At 60.2% G+C, this 21,785-nt stretch carries 17 protein-coding genes; 9 read left to right on the plus strand and 8 right to left on the minus strand.

Annotated elements, in window-relative coordinates; all coding sequences use genetic code 11:
• Positions 1–19 precede the first annotated feature (19 nt).
• Positions 20–988: a helix-turn-helix transcriptional regulator gene (locus tag ELE36_RS18145; RefSeq protein WP_129835799.1), complete on the minus strand. Its 969-nt coding sequence runs from the start codon at positions 986–988 to the stop codon at positions 20–22.
• A 195-nt stretch (positions 989–1,183) separates the two neighbouring features.
• Here ELE36_RS18145 and ELE36_RS18150 point away from each other — a divergent pair, with 195 nt between their 5' ends.
• From ELE36_RS18150 to ELE36_RS18170, 5 genes are all read left to right on the plus strand, one after another.
• Complete coding sequence (locus tag ELE36_RS18150; protein ID WP_129835801.1) at positions 1,184–1,837, plus strand: hypothetical protein; 654 nt, start codon at positions 1,184–1,186, stop codon at positions 1,835–1,837.
• A 46-nt stretch (positions 1,838–1,883) separates the two neighbouring features.
• Positions 1,884–4,736, plus strand: a complete 2,853-nt coding sequence (locus ELE36_RS18155) for a molybdopterin oxidoreductase family protein (RefSeq protein ID WP_129835803.1) — start codon at positions 1,884–1,886, stop codon at positions 4,734–4,736.
• Positions 4,733–5,485 carry a 4Fe-4S dicluster domain-containing protein gene (locus ELE36_RS18160; protein ID WP_129835805.1) on the plus strand — a complete coding sequence of 251 codons (753 nt, stop codon included), beginning with the start codon at positions 4,733–4,735 and terminating at the stop codon, positions 5,483–5,485. Before ELE36_RS18155 ends, ELE36_RS18160 begins: the two co-directional genes overlap by 4 nt.
• Before the next feature lie 6 nt (positions 5,486–5,491).
• Entirely contained in the window at positions 5,492–6,439 is a 948-nt protein-coding gene (locus tag ELE36_RS18165) for a dimethyl sulfoxide reductase anchor subunit family protein (protein WP_129835807.1), read from the plus strand.
• A gap of 131 nt (positions 6,440–6,570) precedes the next feature.
• Positions 6,571–7,368 carry a DUF481 domain-containing protein gene (locus ELE36_RS18170; RefSeq protein ID WP_129835809.1) on the plus strand — a complete coding sequence of 266 codons (798 nt, stop codon included), beginning with the start codon at positions 6,571–6,573 and terminating at the stop codon, positions 7,366–7,368.
• Positions 7,369–7,457: 89 nt separating this feature from the next.
• On the opposite strand, the gene hemC is transcribed toward ELE36_RS18170, so the two are convergent.
• The 4 genes from hemC to ELE36_RS18190 are packed head-to-tail and all read right to left on the minus strand — an operon-like array spanning position 7,458 to position 10,877.
• On the minus strand, positions 7,458–8,375 hold the full coding sequence (gene hemC, locus ELE36_RS18175; RefSeq protein WP_129835811.1) for a hydroxymethylbilane synthase: 918 nt from the start codon (positions 8,373–8,375) through the stop codon (positions 7,458–7,460).
• Positions 8,372–9,106: a LytR/AlgR family response regulator transcription factor gene (locus ELE36_RS18180; RefSeq protein WP_129835813.1), complete on the minus strand. Its 735-nt coding sequence runs from the start codon at positions 9,104–9,106 to the stop codon at positions 8,372–8,374. Before ELE36_RS18180 ends, hemC begins: the two co-directional genes overlap by 4 nt.
• Positions 9,087–10,151: a sensor histidine kinase gene (locus ELE36_RS18185; RefSeq protein ID WP_242512302.1), complete on the minus strand. Its 1,065-nt coding sequence runs from the start codon at positions 10,149–10,151 to the stop codon at positions 9,087–9,089. Before ELE36_RS18185 ends, ELE36_RS18180 begins: the two co-directional genes overlap by 20 nt.
• A gap of 57 nt (positions 10,152–10,208) precedes the next feature.
• On the minus strand, positions 10,209–10,877 hold the full coding sequence (locus ELE36_RS18190; RefSeq protein WP_129835817.1) for an alpha/beta hydrolase: 669 nt from the start codon (positions 10,875–10,877) through the stop codon (positions 10,209–10,211).
• 144 nt (positions 10,878–11,021) lie between these two features.
• On the opposite strand from ELE36_RS18190, the gene ELE36_RS18195 reads away from it, so the two are divergent.
• The 4 genes from ELE36_RS18195 to ELE36_RS18210 all read left to right on the plus strand — a co-directional run bounded on the left by ELE36_RS18195 (position 11,022) and on the right by ELE36_RS18210 (position 17,928).
• Complete coding sequence (locus tag ELE36_RS18195) at positions 11,022–13,460, plus strand: S9 family peptidase (RefSeq protein ID WP_129835819.1); 2,439 nt, start codon at positions 11,022–11,024, stop codon at positions 13,458–13,460.
• Between the two features lie 350 nt (positions 13,461–13,810).
• A complete protein-coding gene (locus ELE36_RS18200) occupies positions 13,811–16,303 on the plus strand; it encodes a kelch repeat-containing protein (RefSeq protein ID WP_165371685.1) in 2,493 nt (830 codons plus the stop codon).
• 98 nt (positions 16,304–16,401) lie between these two features.
• Positions 16,402–17,019 (plus strand): CDP-diacylglycerol--serine O-phosphatidyltransferase, encoded by a 618-nt coding sequence (gene pssA / locus ELE36_RS18205; RefSeq protein WP_425480884.1) that lies wholly within the window; start codon positions 16,402–16,404, stop codon positions 17,017–17,019.
• Between the two features lie 45 nt (positions 17,020–17,064).
• Positions 17,065–17,928 (plus strand): type 1 glutamine amidotransferase domain-containing protein, encoded by an 864-nt coding sequence (locus tag ELE36_RS18210; protein WP_207215815.1) that lies wholly within the window; start codon positions 17,065–17,067, stop codon positions 17,926–17,928.
• A 36-nt stretch (positions 17,929–17,964) separates the two neighbouring features.
• On the opposite strand, the gene ELE36_RS18215 is transcribed toward ELE36_RS18210, so the two are convergent.
• The 3 genes from ELE36_RS18215 to ELE36_RS18225 all read right to left on the minus strand — a co-directional run bounded on the left by ELE36_RS18215 (position 17,965) and on the right by ELE36_RS18225 (position 21,698).
• Positions 17,965–18,639 (minus strand): YceH family protein, encoded by a 675-nt coding sequence (locus tag ELE36_RS18215; protein ID WP_242512453.1) that lies wholly within the window; start codon positions 18,637–18,639, stop codon positions 17,965–17,967.
• Between the two features lie 78 nt (positions 18,640–18,717).
• Positions 18,718–19,155: a hypothetical protein gene (locus tag ELE36_RS18220; RefSeq protein ID WP_129835826.1), complete on the minus strand. Its 438-nt coding sequence runs from the start codon at positions 19,153–19,155 to the stop codon at positions 18,718–18,720.
• Positions 19,156–19,220: 65 nt separating this feature from the next.
• Positions 19,221–21,698 carry a zinc-dependent metalloprotease gene (locus ELE36_RS18225; RefSeq protein ID WP_129835828.1) on the minus strand — a complete coding sequence of 826 codons (2,478 nt, stop codon included), beginning with the start codon at positions 21,696–21,698 and terminating at the stop codon, positions 19,221–19,223.
• Positions 21,699–21,785: the final 87 nt, after the last annotated feature.

Consider the following 21,785-nt stretch of genomic DNA (forward strand, 5'->3'; position numbering starts at 1 on the left):
AGCCTATTTGCAAATCGATTTATTGATAGCCACCGACCGCGAGTTGCAGCAGGATTTTCATCTCCTCACGCAATGGCAGCGGCGCGATGATTTCGGCATCCGGGCCGTATTTCAGAATATCCATCAGCAGCTCTTTCGAATTGCTGTACGGCAGTTTCAATTCATAGCTGCCATCCTTGAGCATCTGTCCCTGCTGCTGCGTATGCCAATGCTCATCAGCCACCCAGCGCGCCGCGTGCGGCGAAAAACGGATCGTCGCCCACGCCTTGGCCTTGCCCGAAAAAATGCCGTAGCTGTCGGCCAGATGAGCATCGAGTTCGGCCGGATTACGATCTTCCGCGGCGACGTCGAGAATCCGCGAATGATTGATCCGGTCGAGCGCAAAACTGCGCAACGCATCGCGGCTGTGATCCCACGCATCCAGATACCAGTTGTCGCGATAGTGCGTGAGGCGCTGTGGTGATACCTCACGCTGCGTTGCCTGTGCGGTCGAACGCGCGCGATAACCGAAACGCAAACGCTGACGTCGCAACACCGCTCCGGCGACATCGCGAAATACCGCTTCGTCGATCTTGCGCGCCTTGCTTGTGATCACGCGGATGCGTTCCAGCGGCAGCGCGGTGCCATCGCTGTGATCCGACATCAATCGCTCGATGCGCGTGCGCAACGGCGCGAGCGCGCTGGCAAGAATGCCCGGACCGGTGCGGCCGATCAGCTCCTGCAGTGCGACCAGCGCCGACAACTCCTCGCTGCTGAGCCACAAACCCGGCAGCTCAAAGCGATCGGCATCGTCGCCTGAATAATGAATCGCATGCGTTTCGGCGTCGGATTCAATCGGCGCGCCGAGCGCATCGCGCAGGAACGCGACGTCGCGATAAATCGTCGCGCGCGAGCAACCAAGTTCTTCACGCAGCCGCGTCATCGCCACCGGATAACGTGCCGACTTGAGGAGGCGATGCAGCGTGAGAATACGTTCGTAACGGTCCATGCGGCTATTGTGCCTGCAGCGCGCGGAACGGGGAACAGGCGCGACATGTTTGGAACCTCGCCGTGACTGCGTCGGCCATCGAGGTTGCAGAAATTTATTGGTCGCGATGAAAAATCGTTACCGGCATGCCGGTTAACCGCGGATTTACAGACCGTCGTTTACCCTGCGCCACACATCAATCCAGCATCGATCCACGTGCGCAGAAACGGTCGTTACGAAATTTCCCAAACGCACGTGGCGCTGGTGTTGTGCGTACTCATCCACATCGCGCTGTTCTTGCTGCTGCGTGATGCGTTGCGCGGCCCGATGCTGCGTGCTCCTAGCGATCCGATTGTGGTGACGTTGATCGAATCGATTCCGCTCGAACCGTCACCCGAGCTGCAGGTGCCGCCGTTTGCGGCGCAGGCCGCGACGACGACGCAGAAAACACCGCTCGTCCCGCGCACAAATATTTCGACGGCCTTGATCAGCGCGGCCGCCCAAAAATCGGCAACGCCGCCAACGCCGGCGTTGCCGAACGCGCAACAACTCATCGAGTCGATGGCGCAGGCCGCTGCAGAAATTGCGCAGCGCGATCTTCCGGGAGATCGCGGTTTTCTGACACATCGCAAAGCCAAATTGCCGAGCAGCGATCAGGCCATCGTTGCTGGCATTCAGTTGCGCAAACAGACTTCGCTTAAAACTCTCGTGCAAGGCGTGACGAAAGGTCTGCACGGCGCCTTTGCCTGCAGCGGCGGCAAACACGCATCGCTAAACTCGGAAAAACTCATTGCGTCGCCTATCGTGACCCTGATGGATAATCATTTCGATATCGGCCCCGACAACGAAGATTGCATGCCGGAAAAATAATGCGTCGCGGCCGATTCCGGGCAAGCCGATCGTTGCATGCGTTACCATGCGCTTTCTGTCGCCACCACGCGCAAGCCATTCGCCATCGATGCCGCACGCTGATCTCAAACTCGATACGCCGGTCGGCGACACGATCAAGACTACGACGTGCTACATGTGCGCGTGCCGCTGCGGCATCAAGGTGCATATCAAGGATGGCCGCATTCGCTATATCGAAGGCAATCGCGCGCACCCGGTCAACAAGGGCGTGCTGTGCGCGAAAGGTTCGGCCGGCATCATGCAGCATTATTCGCCGGCGCGATTGCGCGCTCCGCTCAAGCGCATCGGTAAACGTGGCGATGGTGAGTTCGAGGAAATCTCGTGGGACGAAGCGCTCGCCATCGCCACCGGCTGGCTCGGCGACATCCGCAAAACCGATCCCGACAAACTCGCCTTTTTTACCGGACGCGATCAATCGCAAGCCTTGACCGGCTGGTGGGCGCAGGCCTTCGGCACAGTCAATTACGCCGCGCACGGCGGCTTCTGTTCGGTCAACATGGCGGCCGGCGGGCTGTACAGCATCGGCGGGAGTTTCTGGGAATTCGGCGAACCAGATTGGGAGCACAGCAAATATTTGCTGATGTTCGGCGTCGCCGAAGATCACGATTCCAACCCGATCAAGACCGGCCTCGGCAAACTCAAGACACGCGGCGCAAAGTTCGTCGCGATCAATCCAGTCAAGACCGGTTACGCCGCAATCGCCGATGAGTGGATTGGCATTCGACCCGCCACCGATGGTTTGTTTGTCGGCGCATTGATCCACGAATTGCTGCGCAACGACTGGGTCGATTTCGATTATCTCGTGCGCTACGCCAATGCGCACTGGCTCGTGATCATGGCGCCCGGTGCGACCGACGATGGCATGTTCGTGCGTGATGGCGAAGGCCGACCATTGTGTTTCGATCGCGCCGCGAAACAGACAACGCACGCCTCGGCCAGCGGCATCCAGCCCGCGATTGTTGGCGAATTCATTCTGGCCGATGGCCGTCGCGCCATGCCTGCGTTCCAATTGCTCGCCACGCGTTTTCTCGATGCGGAATACGCGCCCGACGCGGTGACCGAACGCTGCGGCATCAGCGTGGAAACGATCAAGCGCATCGCCGCCGAAATCGCCGATGTCGCGTTCAATCAGGCGATTCGTTTGCCGGTGCGCTGGACCGATAGCAGCGGTGTCGAACATGAAGAAATGCTCGGCCGCCCCGTGTCGTTTCATGCGATGCGCGGCATCGCGGCGCACAGCAACGGCTTCCATACGTGTCGCATGCTGCATACCTTGCAACTGTTGCTCGGCGCAGTCGATACGCCGGGCAGTTTTCGTTATCAGCCGCCGTTTCCGAAACCGATTCCGCCAGCAAATCGCCCGGGCCGCACGCGGCGCGACAACGGCGCGCTCGATGCTGCACCGCTCGGATTTGTGCATGGCCCGGAAGATCTGGTGGTCGATACCAACGGCAATCCGCGGCGGCTCGACAAGGCGTTTTCATGGGAATTTCCACTCGCCGCGCACGGCATGTTGCAGTCGGTGATTCGCAATGCGTGGGCTGGTGATCCGTATCCGATCGACACGCTGTTTTTGTTCATGGCCAACATGAGCTGGAACTCGGCGATGAACACGACCCAGACGATGCACATGCTCACCGACCAGCATGCGAACGGTGAATACAAGATTCCGCACATTATTTATTCGGACGCTTATACGTCCGAAATGGTCGCCTACGCCGATCTGATTTTGCCCGACACAACCTATCTCGAACGACACGATTGCATCTCGCTGCTGGATCGTCCGATCTCGGATGCGGATGGCGCGGCGGATTCAATTCGCCAGCCGGTGTTCGCGCCGGATCGCGACGTGCGCCCGTTCCAGGATGTGCTGCTCGATCTCGGCGCACGCCTGCAATTGCCGGGCATAGTCGATGATTTTGGTGTCGCGAAATATCCGGGCGGTTTCCCCGAATACATGGTCAAGCACGAGCGTGCGCCGGGCATCGGCCTGCTCGCGGGCTGGCGCGGCATCGCCGCCGACAAGCGCGGCATCGGCGAACCGAATCCCGAGCAACTCAAACGCTACATCGACAACGGCTGTTTCTGGCATCACGAAATTCCGGAGTCGGCGCGCTATTACAAGATGGCCAATCGCGATTATCTGGCGTGGTCGAAAAGCCTCGGATTTATCGGTTCGACCGATCCGATTGTGTTGCAGTTGTATTCCGAAACCTTGCAAAAATTTCGTCTCGCCGCGCTCGGCCACGGCGCGCAGCAACCGCCGGAAAAAGATCGTGCGCGCGTCGCACGCTATTTCGATCCGCTGCCGTTCTGGTACGAACCGTTCGAGTGGAGCGGCATCGACCAGAACAAATTTCCGCTGTCCGCGCTGACCCAGCGACCGATGTTCATGTACCACAGCTGGGGTTCGCAAAATGCGTGGCTGCGGCAGATCGCGACACGCAACTGGCTGCATCTGCATCCGAGCACGGCCGCATTGCACGGCATCGTCGATGAGGATTGGCTGATCGTCGAATCGCATCACGGCCGCATCGAAGTTCAAGCAAAATTGCATGCCGGCGTCGAGCCGAATACCGTGTGGACATGGAACGCGATCGGCAAGCGCCGCGGGGCGTGGAAACTCAGCGATGACGCGCCGGAACATGCGCCGGGTTTCTTGCTCAATCACGTGATTTCGGATGTTCTGCCCGATCTCACGTATGCGAATGCTGATCCGATTACCGGGCAGGCGGCGTGGTTCGATCTGCGTGTGCGCATCGAGAAGGCGCCGCCGCGTGACGAAGAATCACGAACGATAGACACGTCGATCGGCAGCTCGATGGCGCATACAAAAAATCGACCGAGCGCAACAACATGACCTGTTTGCCGCAAGCACCATCGGGCGCGAAAAAACTCGGCCTCGTGATCGACCTCGACATCTGCGTCGGTTGTCACGCCTGCGCGGTCGCATGCAAGGAATGGAACGACGGCGGCGAGTTCGGTCCACTGCCCGATGAGAACAAACAGCAACGCGAACCGTTCGGCGTCTGGTTCAATCGCGTACATACCTACGATGTGGAAAACGTCGCGACGAAGCAGCAGATGACGGTGCATTTTCCGCGCTCGTGCCTGCATTGCGAAACGCCGGATTGCGTCACCGTATGCCCGACCGGCGCAAGTTACAAACGCGCCGAAGATGGCATCGTGCTCATCGATGAAGACAAATGCATCGGCTGCAAACTGTGCTCGTGGGCGTGCCCGTACGGCGCGCGCGAATACAGCGAGGTGCGCGGCACGATGCAGAAATGTACGCTGTGCGTGGATCGCATCTACAACGAAACGCTCGCTGTCGAAGAACGCCAACCGGCCTGTGTGCTCGCGTGTCCGACGCACGCACGACACTTCGGCGATCTCGGCGATGCGGATTCTGCGGTGTCGCAACTCGTCGCCGCACGCGAGGGTTACGCACTGATGCCCGAGCTCGGTTATCAGCCGGTGAATCGTTATCTGCCGCCGCGGCCGCGACGTGATCAGCGCAACGCCGTTGCGTGCAAGCAGGAAGAAAAAATCGATCTCGAACAGTTGCCGCCGTTGCTGCGCTGGGTCGACAAATTGTTGTCGCGTTGATCCGGCATGCATCCCGCACTCTCGGTCATTTTTTTCACCACCGCATCCGGCGCAGGTTACGGCTTGCTGTTTCTGCTGGCGTTGGCATGCGCGATCAATCCGGCGGCGCTTTCGTTGCACGAATCGCTGACGATGCTCGCGCTCGGCTTGCTATTCGGCAGCGCCGGATTGCTATCCTCGATGCTGCATCTGGGACACCCCGAACGGGCGTGGCGCGCGTTCTCGCAATGGCGCAGTTCGTGGCTTTCACGCGAGGGCGTAGTCGCCAGTTTCACCTACCTGCCAGCGCTATTATTGGGCGTATTGCTATCTCGCAATGACACGTCGATAACGCTGCGAATTTGCGCGATCCTGCTCGCTACATGCGCCGTCGCGACAGTGTTTTGCACCGCTCGAATCTACTCGTCGCTGAAGACGATTCACGCCTGGCACAACGGCTACGTGCTGCCCGCGTATCTGCTGTTTGCGCTGCTCAGCGGGGCGAGCTGGAATATTGCCGTTTGTGCCTGGTTCAGTTCGGCCTTATCCGTTCCGGCGCTGCTAACGACTATGCTGTTATTGCTGGTAAGCGCGCTATTGAAGCTCGGCTATTGGCATTTTATTGATACGACCCGCAGCGCCAGCAGCGCAGAAACGGCGACCGGCCTGGGCCAGTTTGGCCAAGTCAGCAGCTTCGAGCGTCCGCACACCGAGCAAAATTACTTGCTCAAGGAAATGGGTTTTTTGCTCGCGCGCAAACACGCGCAGCGCCTGCGCCGTCTGGTTTTGCTGTTGTTTGCCGCGACCTTCATCTTGCTTGGTGTGTTGCTGGCGATATCCGCAAGCCTGCTCGCGTCCGTGCTGTCGACTCTGGCGGCGATCACGGTTTCGGTCGGCCTGCTGGTCGAACGCTGGCTTTTTTTTGCCGAGGCCAAACACCTCGTGACGTTGTATTACGACACTCGTCGCCGCTGAATTTCCGCCGGCTTTGCTGCGTTTTTCCAGACGCTCCGCGCGACCCCATGTTCAGCCCAGGTTTGCCATCGGCAGCTAGCATGCCGCCGCGTTGACTCGATCCAACGCGATTTCAAATCCTGGAGAAAAAAATGAAAAATACACTTTTGGCATCTGCCTTTTTGCTGGCACTTCCGTTGAGCGCATTTGCCGACGATACCACCCCGAAAGGCGACTGGTCCGGCACCGGCGAAGCCGGCTTGGCGATTGCGAGCGGCAACACCAAATCACAGAATATCAATGCCAAGATCGCCTTCAAGAAAGAGGACGATCAGTGGAAAGACAACTTCTACCTGACCGGCGTACGCAACAAGGCCAGTGTGGTGAATGCCACGACCGGACAGAGCCAGTACGACACCACCGCAAACCGTTTCGAGCTCGGCGCGTCCGCCGGTTACAAGCTCGACGAGCGCAGCTACATCGTCGGTGCGGGCCGTTACGAGCATGACGATTTTTCGCCGTACCGCTGGCAGGGAATCGTCTCGCTCGGTTACGGCTACACGCTGCTGAAAACCTCGACGGATGAACTCTCGTTCGAAGTCGGCCCGGGTTACAAGCGCTTCAATCGCGCCGACTACACGATTCTCGACAACAGCACGCCGCCGGCGCCGCTGCTTGTGCGTGGTGGCGTCGATGACGAAATCGTCGGTCGCGGCCTCGTGCATTACAAACATCAGCTCACTGAAACCACGGCATTTGAAGACACCCTGCTCGCCGAAGTTGGCGCCGACAACAAGTTCTACCAGAACGATGCCGGTGTCGCGGTCAAGGTCAGCTCGAAGCTCGCGCTGAAGGTGGGTTATCAGGTGCGACACAATACCGACGTAGTCGGCATCGGCGTGAAGAAAACCGATCAGCTGTTGACCACTAATCTGGTCTACAACTTCTAAGTTTCAACGCCAAGCGTTTTGTTTCGGACAACGGGCCCTAAATGGGTCCGTTGTTTTTTGGGCGCCAGCCGGATCAGGAAATCGCGAGCTCAACGCCCCGCGAGCATTTCGTCCGCGCCTTTTTCCTGCAGCAGTTTCGCGACTTGATGCCCAAGCGCTTCGGGGTCGTTGGCCGCGCCTTGCGCTTCGGCGCGCAGCAGGCGGCCGTTACTCACATCGCCGACCAAGCCAGCGAGAAACAGGCCTGACTCGGCGTGGATGCAAAAGCCGGCGATCGGCACGTTGCAGCTGCCGTGCAACCGCCGATTCATGGCGCGCTCGGCCGCAACACAGGTATGCGTTTCGGCGTCATCGAGCACCTTCAGCAATTCGGCGGTTACGCTATCGCCGCTGCGATATTCGACCGCGATGGCACCTTGCGCGACCGCGGGCAGCCAGTCCGGCGCTTCGAGCCGACTGCGGATGCGTGCGGCAAGTCCAAGGCGTTCGAGTCCGGCACAGGCAAGGATGATCGCGTCGTAATCGCCGGCATCGAGTTTGGCCAGGCGCGTATTGACGTTGCCGCGCAGATCGACCAGTTCGATATCGGGACGCACCGCGCGCATCTGCGCTTGGCGCCGCAACGACGACGAACCCACGCGCGCACCCTGCGGCAACTCGTTCAAGCGCGCGTAATGATTGCTCACAAATGCATCGAACGGATCGGCGCGTTCGAGCACCGCGCCGAGTGCGAATCCGGGCTCGAGATCCATCGGCACATCCTTGAGCGAATGCACCGCGATATCGGCGCGACCTTCGAGCATCGCGACTTCAAGCTCCTTGAGAAAAAGTCCCTTGCCGCCGATCAGTGACAACGGCTGATCGAGAATCTGATCACCACGCGTAGTCATCGGCACGAGTTCCACGTCCATTCCGACATGGGCGATACGCAAGCGCGCCGCGACATGCTCGGCCTGCCACAACGCGAGTGCGCTCTGGCGCGTGGCGATACGCAAGCGCGTGGTCATAACGTGCGCACCAGTTTGCGCAAACCGGGCAAGTTGCGGCGGCTGACTTCGAGCGACGTTTCCTGCCCGATTACCTGGACAAAAATCCGGCCGTCGCTGGCGCGCGTCATGCCGGCCATGCGGTCGCGCGCGACCAGGCAATTGCGATGGATGCGCACAAACCGTTCAATGAATTCGTCTTCCATATTTTTCAGCGCCTCTTCGATCAGGACTTCGCCGTGGCGATGACGCACCAGCACATATTTATCTTCGGCCAGCAGATAGTCGATGTCGACCACCGGCACCAGCACGAGGTTGCCGCGCACGCGCGCGCAGATGTGCGTACGCGTGATGCCGGCCACCACGGCTGGCGCGGCTGCCGATGTTTGCGTTGCGGAGAAACGCCGCGCGCGTTCGAGCGCGGCCTGCAGTCGTTCGAGGCGAATCGGCTTGAGCAAATAATCGATCGCATGGGCTTCGAACGCGGCCAACGCGTGTTCGTCGTAGGCCGTGCAAAAAATAATGGCCGGCGGTTTTTCGAGCGCACTCAGATGGCGCGCCACTTCGAGCCCGTCCATATCCGGCATGCGGATATCGAGCAACACCAGATCTGGCGCCAGCGCCGCGGCGGCCTGCAGGGTTTCGAGGCCGTTGCCGGCTTCGCCGACGACCTCGACCGCCACACAATCGTGCAGCAACGCGGCAAGCCGCGCGCGTGCGAGAGGTTCATCGTCAGCGATCAGGATTTTCATCAGGCAACCGCAGGCTACAGATAAATTGCTCGGCGCCGCGGATGGTTTCGAGCGTACCGCGCCGACCGAAATGGTACTCGATCCGGCTGCGGATATTGTTGAGCGCCATGCCGTTATGCGTGCGCGCACTCGGCGCTTCAGGCGGACACGGATTGATAATGCTGATCTCGATCATGCCGGCCTGGCGTCGTCCGAAAATTTTCAAGACACCACCTTGCGGCAGACGCTCGATGCCGTGATAGATCGCGTTCTCGACCAGCGGTTGCATCAGCAACGGTGGCAGCGGCAGATCGAGCGGCATTTCGTCGAGCTGCAGATCGACTTGCAAACGCGCACCGAGACGCAGTTGCTCGATCGCGAGATAACGCCGGATCAAATCGAACTCGTCGCCGAGCGTACCCATGCGCTCGCCGCTGCGCAACGCGGCGCGGAACAGATCGGCGAGATCCTCGACGCTGCGCTCGGCCTGCACTGGATCGCTGCGAATCAAGCTCGCGATCGTGTTCATGCTGTTGAACAAAAAATGCGGACGGATGCGCGCCTGCAAGGCATCGAACTGCGAACGCGCCACCGCGCGCACACGCTCGCGCCATTGTTCGAGGACGAAGAAATAACGCAACATCGCCGCTGCGATCAAGGCCGCCAACGCAGTGCTGCCGACGACGAAACGCAGATGGAATTCCGCCGGCAAAGTGAGCCGCAGCAGCAAGGTTTGATCGATCAGAAACACCAGCTCACTAGCCAACGCCACGATCAGGATAATCAAGCTATACGCAAGCAACACGCCACGCATCGGCGCAAACCGCGAAAGCTGCGGCTTGAGCTTGCACAACGCGACCACGCACAACAGTGCCAGCCATTGCGCGTACACGCTCGTCGTGCCGAGTCGTGGCAATACTTCGCGAGGTTCATCGCTCGGCGCGAGCACGATCAGCAACACCGCGAGTTCGGTCACCGCGGCTACCGCCACTAGTACCGGCAGGCTGCAAAAATTCGGCAGCCATTGTGGTGCATCCATCGCGATGGTGTGGGCAGATTTATACAACGCGGGCAGTTTGGTTTTCAGTGATATCCCCGTGCAGGAAACGCCCGACCCGCGCCATCAGCCAGCGGCGATACGCGCCGTGATCCACGCGCGCAGATCGTGGATTTCTTCCAGACACAATTGGTGCTGCATCGGATACACATGCCAATCTACAGCAAAGCCGAGCTGCTGCAGATAATCGTGACTCATGAGCCCCAGCGCGTGCGCCACCACCGGATCGTGCGTGCCGTGCGCGATGAAAATCGGCAGATTGCGATTTTCCGCGCTGCATTCCGCTGCGGTTTTTTCCGCGAGCGGCAGATAACTCGACAGCGCGATAATGCCGCCGAGTTTGCCGCTGTGGCGCACGCCGCCGCTGAGCACGATCGCGCCGCCTTGCGAGAAACCGGCGAGCAGAACATGCGCTGGCGCGATGCCGCGATCGTGTTCGCGCGTTATCAATTCCTCCAGCAGTTTTATCGATGCGCGGATGCCGACTTCATCCTGCTTCTGCGCGATTTCCTGGCCGGAAATGTCGTACCACGCCGGCATGCGCATGCCGCCGTTGATCGTGATCGCGCGCTCCGGTGCGTGCGGAAAAACAAAACGCAGCGGCGGCCACGCCGGATCGACCAGCTCGGGCACGATCGGCTCGAAATCGTGACCGTTCGCGCCGAGACCGTGCAGCCAGATGATCGACCACTGCGGATGCGCCGCGGTTTCGATTTCCACACAAGGCAACGCCATAGCTGATCCAGTTTCAAATGTCTGGCGCGATGTTGCCATATTTGCCGTGCCGGATGGCAGCCGTGCGTGACTTATGGCGGCTTGTCATCCGCGTCGGCTCGGCTATGCTGGCGGTTTGATCTGATCCGTTTCGGAGAACCGCGCATGAACCGTTGGCTGCTGGCTGGCTGTACCACCCTGATTACCTGTGCCGCCGCGCACGCCGCCGCACCACTGACGCTCGAACAGATCATGGCGGAGCCGCAATGGATCGGTCCGCCGATCGAGCGGCCGTATTTTTCCGCCGATGGGCACAGTGTGTATTACAGCCTCAAGCACGGCACGGGCAGCATCCGCGACCTGCACAAGATCGATCTCGGCAATTCGCAAGATACGATCATCGACGCGGCCGGCATGAACGGTGCCGATGGCAACGAGGTGGTGTACGACCGTGCGCACAAGCGGGCGGCGTTCGTTCGCAACGGCGATATCTTCGTGCGCGATCTCGGCACCGGCCAGTTGATCCAGGTCACGCGCACGGCGCAGGACGAATCCGCGCCGCAGTTTTCCGCCGATGACCGCGCCGTGCAATTTCGCAGCGGCAGCGATTGGTACAGCTACGATTTCGCTGGCGGCGTGACCAGCCAGGTCGCGATCGTCAAGGCCGAGAAAGATCCGCACGACAAGAAAAAAGACGACCTGCAGGAATTGCAGTTGCGCCTGTTCAGCACCTTGAAGCAAAGTCACGACGACAAGGAAGCCGCGCGCCTGCATGCGGAAGAATTCCAGCGCGGCGACAGCTCACGCGCGCCGTTGCCATTTTATCTCGGTGACGATATCCGCATCGCCAGCGGCGATACGCCCGACGATGCGCAGATCGCCGATGGCAGCCTGTCGCCGGACGGCCGCTGGTTGTTGCTCGTGGCCGCGCCTAAAAGCAGCGCCGAGGCCGGCAAGATTGGCAAACTCACGCGTTATGTGACCGAATCGGGATACGAGGAATTCGAGAACGAACATACCCGTGTCGGGCGCAACGATCCGGCGCCGCAATCACTGCTGCTGCTCGACCTGCGCGCGCACGAAAAATACACGTTGTCGTATGCGAATCTGCCAGGCATCCACGATGATCCGCTGGCATCGGTGCGCGCGCTGAATGCGAAGCACGACAAGGATACGACGAAAAAAGACGGCGCCAAGAAAGACGACAAGACCAAGACCGAACCGAAAGAACGCGCACTGCAGATTCCGGGCATCGTCTGGTCGCGCGATGGCAGCAACGTCGCGGTCGCGCTGCGCTCGGTCGACAACAAGGATCGCTGGATCGCCAGCATCGACTTCGCGAATCACGCGCTGATCGCGCAGCATCGGCTGACTGATGCGGCGTGGATCAACTGGAACTTCAACGAGATGGGTTGGGAAAATGACAACCGCACGTTGTGGTATCAGTCCGAGGAATCCGGCTATTCGCAGTTGTATGCCCGCGCGCTCGGCGACAAACAAGCGCACGCACTGACCCACGGCAAGTTCGAGGTCGGCCAGCCGCTGCTGGATGACGACGGCAAATTTTTCTACGTGCGCGCGAATCAGGAAGCGCCGTATGTCTACGATGTTTATCGCGTGCCGGTGGCCGGTGGCGAATTGCAGCGCGTGAGCCAGCTCAAGGGTGTCGAGCGTTTTGCGTTGTCGGGCGATGGCAAGCAGGTGCTGATCACGGATTCAACAGCGTACATGCCCGCGCAAATTTCTGTAGTTGCTGCCGATGGCAGTGGCGCCGCGCGCCAGCTTACCGACACGCGCACACCGGCCTACAAGCAGCTGCAATGGATCCAGCCGCAGATCGTCGAGGTACCATCGAGTCACACCAAGCAACCGATCTACGCGAAGTTCTACAAGCCTGCCGATTTTGATGCGAGCAAGAAATATCCGGCGGTGTTTTTTGTACACGGCGCCGGTTACACGCAGAACGTGCATTCGGCGTTTCCGTATTATTTCCGCGAGCAGATGTTCCACAACTTGCTGACGCAACACGGTTATGTCGTGCTCGATATGGACTATCGCGCGTCGGAAGGTTACGGCCGCGACTGGCGCACCGCGATCTACCGCCAGATGGGTCATCCCGAGCTGGAGGATTTGCTCGATGGCAAGGCGTGGCTGGTGAAGAATCAATCGGTCGATCCGAATCGCATCGGTTTGTACGGCGGTTCCTACGGCGGCTTCATGACCTTGATGGCGCTGTTCCGCGCGCCCGACGATTTCGCCGCCGGCGCCGCCTTGCGCCCGGTCACCGACTGGACGCAGTACAACCACGGCTACACCTCGGACATTCTCAATACGCCGCAGGTCGATCCGGCGGCGTACGAGGCCAGCTCGCCAATCGAGTTTGCGGCCAATCTCAAACATGCACTGCTGATCGAGCACGGTGTGATCGACGACAACGTGTTGTTCGAGGATTCCGCACGCCTGTACCAGCGCCTGATCGAATTGCACAAAGATAATTTTGAGATCGCGATGTATCCGCTCGAACGCCACGGTTTTGTCCATGCCGATTCATGGCTCGACGAATACAAGCGCATCTACAAATTGTTCGAGACGAATCTGAAATAGCCGATTTCGAAATTGCGTGGAATGAATTGTCCGGTCGCCAATCGCGACCGGATTTTTATCACTGCAGGCTCAATGCCTCTTGCATGAGTTGAACACTCGGCCAGCCGTCACGCAGTTGCAACGCTTAAAATTGGGCACAAGCTTTACGGCGCGTAATGCGATATGTTACCCAATTAAGTTCTGTTAATTCCCGCGTTAGCCAAGTTTCTAAAACACCAGCATTCCAGATAGGCTAAGCGAGTCCCGGTCTGTATCCTCGTACGATGTGGCTTAGTCGTCGCGTGGCTTCACGCCATATATCCCAAGGCGTGCGTATCGGCTGCCGAATCCAGTCACGAGAGGGATCTATGATGCGGACCTGTTATCGAACATTCGCGCGCATAACGCTGTTGCTGCTTGTTGCATTTGCCGTCATCGACATGGCCGAAGCGACCGCGCCCAGCACGTGGGGCATGGCAGCCCCGCTCGCCACCGCACGCCTTTTTCACACTACCACGCTGCTGCCCTCGGGACAGCTGCTGGTAGCTGGCGGTCTAGGTGCTAACGGCGCTCTCGCCAGTGCCGAGCTGTACGATCCGGCGACGAATGCATGGAGCGCCGCGGGCACGCTCGCGACCGCGCGCTATTACCAGACTACCACGCTGCTGCCCTCGGGCAAGCTGCTGGTGGTCGGCGGCGCCAGCGTCAGCGGCGTTCTCGCCAGCGCCGAGCTGTACGATCCGGCGACGAATACGTGGGGCGTGGCCGGCACGCTCTCGACCCCGCGCTATTACCACACCGCTACGCTGCTGCCCTCGGGCAAGCTGCTGGTGGTAGGAGGCTTCGGTAGCAGCGGTGTTCTCGCCAGCGCCGAGCTATACGATCCTGCGACGAACCTGTGGAGCGCGGCCGGAACGCTCTCGACCGCACGCGATTACCACACTGCCACGCTGCTGCCCTCAGGCCAGTTGCTGGTTGTCGGCGGTCTGGGTGTCAGCGGCAATCTCGCCAGCGCCGAACTGTACGATCCCGCGACAAACACGTGGAGCGCAGCTGGCACACTGACGACCGCGCGCCTTTACCACACCGCCACATTGCTGTCCTCTGGCAAGCTTCTGGTAGTCGGCGGCAGCGGCGGCAACAGCGGCAACGGCAATCTCGCCAGCGCCGAGTTGTACGATCCCGTGACGAACATATGGAGCGTGGCCGGGATGCTCTCGACCGCTCGCTATGCACACACCTCCACACTGCTACCCTCGGGCAAGGTCCTTGTGGTTGGCGGCGACGACACCAGCAACAGTCTCGCCAGCGCGGAACTATACGATCCGGCGCTGAACACATGGAGCACTGCCGACACGCTCACGAGCGAGCGCCGCTCCCACACCGCCACACTGCTGCCCTCGGGCCAGCTCCTGGTGGTCGGCGGCTTCGACGGTAGCACCACTCTCGCTAGTTCAGAGCTATACGATCCTGCGGTAAACACGTGGATCGCGGGCGGCACGCTCGCTGCCGCGCGCTATGGTCATATCGCCACGCTGCTGCCTTCGGGCAAGCTGCTGGTGGTCGGCGGCATCGGCGTAAGCGGCGGTCTCGCCAGCGCCGAGCTGTACGATTCGGCGCTGAATACTTGGAGCGCCGCCGGCTCGCTCACAACCGCGCGGCGATTACATACCGTCACACTGTTGGCCTCAGGCAAGGCGCTGGTGATCGGCGGCTACGGCAACAGCGCCCCTCTTGCCAGCGTCGAGCTCTACGACCCAGCGCTGGACACTTGGAGCGCGGTCGGCTCGCTCACGACCGCGCGCTTACATCACACCACCACGTTGCTGCCTTCGGGCAAGTTGCTGGTGGTCGGCGGCGCGGGCAACAGCGGCACTCTCGCCAGCGCCGAGCTTTACGATCCGGTGACAGACACGTGGAGCGCGGCCGGCTCGCTCTCTACCGCGCGCTATGTACACACGGCCACGCTGCTCTCGTCAGGCATGGTGCTAGTGGTCGGCGGCCTCGGCGGCAGCGGCACTATCGCCAGCGCCGAGTTGTATGATCCTGGGACGAACACTTGGAGCGCGGCCGGCACGCTATCGACCGCACGCGATTTCCACACCGCCACACTACTGCCGTCAGGCAAGCTACTGGTAGTCGGCGGTACCACCAACAACATCAGCGGCACTCTCGCCAGCGCCGAGCTGTACGATCCGACGCTGAATACTTGGAGTGCCGCCGGTGCGCTCACGACCGCGCGCTTTTCCCACACCTCCACGCTATTGCCCTCGGGCCAGCTGCTGGTGGTCGGTGGCTCCAACAACGGCAGTCTCGCCAGCGCCGAGCTGTACGATCCGGCGCTGAATACTTGGAGCGCGGCAGGCACGCTCACGACTGGGCGCTTCGATCATACCGCCACGCTACTTCCCTCGGGCCAGCTACTGGTGGCGGGCGGCTACTACAACAGTACTCTCGCCAGCGCCGAGCTTGATGATCTTGGTTTGGCGCCCGATCCGACCCAACAGCCGACACTGAGCGCGACCAACGCGTTTCTGCTGCAGACCAGCTCGTTGACGGCAACCGGCAACGGATTTTGGCCCAACCTGGAAGGCAGTGGTGGCGGAACGGATAGTTCGGCCACGAATATGCCGGTGTTCCAGGTGCAGCGCCTCGACAATGAGCAGGTGCGTTTCATCAGCAACGATGAAACGGTGAATTTCTCCAATATACATTTCACTGGCAGTGCCACGGCCTTGGCCGGATTCCCGGACGGGCCGGTATTGGTGCGGGTATGGGTGAACGGGATTCCGAGTGCGGCCACGTTTACCGAGATGATCACCCACGACGTGGTATTCCGTAATGGGTTCGAATCCAGTCAGTAGCGCTTTCCGAACGACCGAAAGACGAGAAATTTCCTCGCCGCTTGTGAGCGTGGCCTCGGCTCTGTCACGATCAGCGCATTCGTCGGTCAGGGGCCATGATGGGCAAAACACATTTCACGATGATCCGCGGCTTTCACCTGGCGGACTGGTTCACGATGGGCAACGCGTTCTGCGGCATGGGTGCGGTATTGCTGACGATGGCATTTCTACAGACGCACGAACTGCATCTGTTGCTGCTCGCTGCGGCAGGTATCGTGCTCGCGCTGATTTTCGATGCGCTCGACGGCCGCATCGCGCGCTGGCGTCAGCGCCAATCGAGCTTCGGCCGCGAACTGGATTCGCTGGCCGATGTGATTTCGTTCGGCGTCGCGCCGGCCGCACTCGCCTACGGCGCTGGCATGCAAGGGTTGTGGGATTGCCTCGTGCTTTTGTACTTCGTCGGTTGCGGCGTGAGTCGACTCGCACGCTACAACATCACCGCCGAGGCACTCTCTGAGGAAGCCGGCAAGGTCACGTTTTTCGAAGGCACGCCGATCCCGAGCAGCGTGTTGCTGGTCGTATTCATCGCCGCGGCGGCGTGGTTCGGACACATCAGCACATCGCTGTATTTCGGCAGCATCACGCTGGGGCCGTGGCAATGGCATCCGCTGGTTTTGCTGTTTGCGTTGTCCGGTTCGCTGATGATCAGCAAGACCATTCGCATTCCGAAACTCTGAAACAAACCAGCGCACGAGCCTGCGATTCGCGATAACCGAATGACCATGAAAATACTGATGCCGCTGCCGCAAGGGGATTTCGATCCGAGCGAAGTCGCGATGAGCTGGTCGATCTTGCGCGATGCCGGCCATGAGATAATTTTCGCGACGCCGGCCGGACAGATCGCCGCCGCTGATCCGATCATGCTCAGCGGTATCGGCCTGGATTTCTGGAGTCGCATTCCGATCCTGCGTCATCTCAAGCTGATCGGTCTGCTGCTGCGCGCGAAGCCTTGGGCACGTCGCGCGTATGTGCACTTGCAGGACGATGCGAATTTTCGCGTGCCGCAATCCTACGCGGATTTGCGCGCCGCTGATTTCGCTGGATTGATCCTGCCCGGTGGTCATGCGCAAGGCATGAAACTGTATCTCGAAAGCAAGCCGCTGCAGGATCTGGTTGTCGAATTTTTCGAGGCCGACAAACCGGTCGGCGCGATCTGTCACGGCGTGTTGCTGGCCGCGCGTTCGATTTCGCCGCACACCGGTTTGTCGGTGCTGCATGGGCGCCGCACCACCGCGCTGACATGGCAACAAGAGCGCACCGCGTGGCGGCTGAATCGCTACGCGGGGCGTTTCTGGGATCCGGATTATTACCGCACCTATCGCGAAGGCGCTGACGAACCCGAAGGTTTCTGGTCGGTTGAAGCCGAGGTCAAACGCTTGCTCGCGAAACCTGAGGATTTTCTGGATGTGCCGCGCGACGACGCCCATCACTTCGCCAAAACCAGCGGCATCGTCTTCGACTCGCTCGACAATGCAAAACCCGCGTGGATCGTGCGCGACCGCAACTACGTCAGCGCGCGCTGGCCCGGTGATGTACACACATTCGCCAAAACGTTTTTGCAATTGCTGGCGACGCCAGACAACTAGCCGCCACTATTTTATCGCCGCGAATGCGGCAAGGAACTATTCGCCGCGCGGCACTGCAGCCGAACGCAGTTCCGCGATTTCACTGCGCAATTCTTCGAGCGCGCGCTCAAGCTGATCGACCCGATCCTCCAGCCCGGAATTACGCGATGACGGTGAACTCGCCGCAGCGCTGTTCCACTGCTCCGCCGACACCGGCCCGCACAGCAGATGCATGTAACGATCCTCGCGCTGCCCCGGCCCACGCCCGAGCCGCACTACGAGCGCCGGGCTGCGTTGCGCGAGCCGATCCAGCGTGCTGCGCACTTCTTGGAGATCGGGAAACTGCGCAAGGCGGTCGGTGCGCGTATGCAATTCCGCCAGCGTCTGCGGGCCGCGCAGCAACATCACGCACAACAACGCGCGCTGTCGTGTGGTCACGGTGTAGGTGCTGTCGATGCGATGTTCGTAACGCAGCGCACGCGAGTTGTGCACCACCTTGACCAGACCTTTGTCCTCCATCTCGCGCAAGGCGTGCCCGACGGCACCGGGTTCGAGATTCATGAGTGGATCGCGATTGGTTTTCTGGTTGCAGGCGAGCTGCGCGGCGTTGAGTGTGAGCGGATAAACCTCGGGGGTGGTCGCGGCTTTTTCGACTAGGCAACCGAGCAGGCGCGCCTCGATCGGACTCAGCAATAGCAAGCTATTTTCTGCGTCGGATACGTCAGTCGCCACGATCGCGACTTCGGGATTTTCGGCGCTTGATTCTGTTTCGGTTTGCACCGGTATTCTCCGCATTGCGATAAAGATGCGTCAGTGTAACTCGCTGTGACCGCTTCGCTCATTGTGGCCAAGTCGTGATCTCACGATCGTGCCATCGGAGCTGGTCAGGAATAACCGAAAAGAGGGATTGGCCGGATCGAGTAGTTCGTAGTGGATCGTATTACCGCGGAACTCCGCAAGCTCCGCACTTTTGGCGTAGGGCCCGCTCCAATGCGAAGCGCCATCGTCGGCGAGCAATCCCTGCAAGGTCTTGGGTAACGCACCAGTATCCTGCTCATAAGCCAATATCTTGTATTCCATCATAGCCAGCTGAACGGACCCGGGATCAATACGGCACACCAGCGAGGCATGAAAAACGTCCCATGTGAGCAGACCCAATGCTGCCGCCACAGAAAACGCGATGATGCTCTTAGTTGACCTTTGCATAAGCGACCTTCGAAGTTGCGCGGCGCGATGCGGCGATTGCATTCATCGCGCCGAATGATATTACGACGCAGCTTCGATGGTTTCCGATCACGATAGTTTCACTATCTTCAAATCGGTGCGCCCGGCGGAATCACCGGCAGCGCATGCAGCTTTACCGACTTCGCATCGGCAAGATATTTCGCAATAAAATTCGCCGCGTCACGACGGCTGCTCGCAACAATTTCGCGGCCCGGATTTTTTTCGAGCCAATGCTGCCACTGCGCAAGACTGTCGCGCACGTCGGCTTGGGTCTGCGCATGCAATTGCCCGCCTTCGAGTGTGGCGAGCAGGCTGTCGAGTACGACCCAATTAGCGGCGAGCTGTACGGCACTCGCGGCAGGCACGCTGACATCGGCATTTTCGCTCTGCCACGTGCCGTGGAATACCTGATCGAGCACGGTCGCGATTCCGGGCTGCGCGGCATCACGCGCGTGCTGCCATTCGAGGCGATTCAGACGTGATGGATCGAACAGGAATTGCGTCGTCAACATCGCATCTGCCTCAACCGCCGACACCGCATCAAACACCGGTGCGGTGCGCGTGGCGAAATACTCGCGACTGCGGTTGTATTCGGCGCCGGGCGGCGTGAGCAAGTCGAGCACATTTGTCGGCAACGCAAGTTCTTTTGCGCCGAGCGTTGTGATCAACGCCTGCAACGCGGCCTGTTGTTGCGGCGCAGACACAAATGTATTTGTCGCTTTCCCCTCGCCCCCCATCGCGTACTGATAACTCACACCGCCAAGCAAACGCGCGACCGCTTCCACTTGATAACGATGCAGCAGATACACCGGCACTAGCCGCACTTCTAGCTCGCCGGTCTGGCGGTCGCGGCCGAGCACGCCTTCGGAAAATCCGTCCAGCGCCTTGTGCCGCACGGCAAGAATCTGCGCGAAGGTTTTCAACGTATCGGTGCCGGAATCCCAGAGCAACGCATCGGGATGACTCGATCCCGGTGCGCGCGCATCGGCATCGCTCATGTAGCCGAATCCGGCCTTGGCGATATCCGCGCGCAATGCCGCCAGCGCGGTTTTTTCCTGCTCCGGCGCAAACTGGCCGTACGCATGCTTGACCAGAAAATTATCCCAAGGCCCGATGCCGACGCCATACGCATGCGTGATATCGATCTCGCCTGCAGCATCGAGCGAAAGCAGCGGATGCGGATAATCCATCACCGATCCGTTGCCCTGCCGGCTCGCCGCGAAGTTGTGGGCGAAGCCGAGCGCGTGACCGACTTCGTGCGCCGCGAGTTGCCGCTGACGCGCGAGCACGGCGGCTTCGATTTGCTGCTTGCGAGCAGCCTCATCGCTGCGACCGTACGGTGCGAGCAAACTCTCCATGATCAGCACATCCTGGCGCACGCGATCGGAGCCGAGCGTGACCACGCCGCGAATAATTTCGCCGGTGCGCGGATCGCTGATCGCCTCGCCGTAGGACCAGCCACGCGTCGAGCGATGCACCCAGTTGATCATGTTGTATCGAATGTCCATCGCGTCCGCGCCGGGTGGCAATAACTCGACGCGATACGCATCCTTGAAACCGGCCTGCTCGAATGCGCCTTTCCACCAATTCGCACCGTCGAGCAGCGCGGAGCGCACCGGCTCAGGCGTGCCCGGATCGAGATAAAACACGATCGGTTTTTTGACCGGACTCAACGCAGAACTCGGATCGGTTTTATCGAGACGAAAGCGCGGCTGATAACGCACGTAGGTGCTCGCGTTCAACGGCTGCGCGAGATCGGTGAAACCCGTGCTGAACGCGCCCGAGGCCGGATGATAAATACGCGGCACAAATCCCGGGCCGGGCAAACGCACCAGGCTCAAATGCTGGCGCAAGGTGAGGCTTTCCGCGTCCATCGCGACATCACGCACGTACTCGCCTTCACCGGCGCCCTTGAACGTAAGCAGCGCTTCGAGCTCGGTGTTGTCGGGGAAACTTTTGCTCTCGGCGACCAGCGCTGCGCTGCGATCCTTGTCGATGCTGTAATCGCCTTGCTTAGCCGCCTTGAGTCTTGCGGCGATGCCGTGGCGATCGCCGAGCAGATAGCTGCTGAAGTCGATTAGCACGTGCGCATTCGGCGCGGTTTCCTCGGCAACGATATCGCCGGCCCACAACACCGATTCGGCAAACGCCTGGCGCACATCTTCGCGCTCGCGGACATCGTTCGAGATCGCGCGATAACGCGTGTTTGGTTCAACGAGGAAGATACGAGCGCCGATGCGACGAAATTCCACGAGCTGCGATTCGCCGCTTTGGCCACGGTCGAGTCCGACGTCGTTCGAGCCGAGTCCGTACGGCAACGAGGTCACGAGCAGAAAAGGCGTATCGAACACGGCGATATTCAGCAGCACACGACCTTTCGCGACATCGCGATACACATCGAAAAAACCGGTCGCGGATGGCAGGCCGTGGGTCGTCGATGCGAACGTGGCGGGGGCAGTTTTCGCGGACGCAGGTGTCGGCTCGGCTGCGCTCAGATTGCCGCTGACAACACTGCAACAGAAAAGCAAAACTCCGGCAAAACGGCACAGACCCGAACTCGTCTTCATCACAAACACCTCATCTGATTCAGCCTTGCAAGATAGCCGAGTTCAAGGCTCGCGCGATAGGGCGGAAAGTCGTGCGCCAGATGCTGC

Origin of the sequence: Pseudolysobacter antarcticus (assembly GCF_004168365.1) — a bacterium.
GTDB classification, from domain to species: domain Bacteria; phylum Pseudomonadota; class Gammaproteobacteria; order Xanthomonadales; family Rhodanobacteraceae; genus Pseudolysobacter; species Pseudolysobacter antarcticus.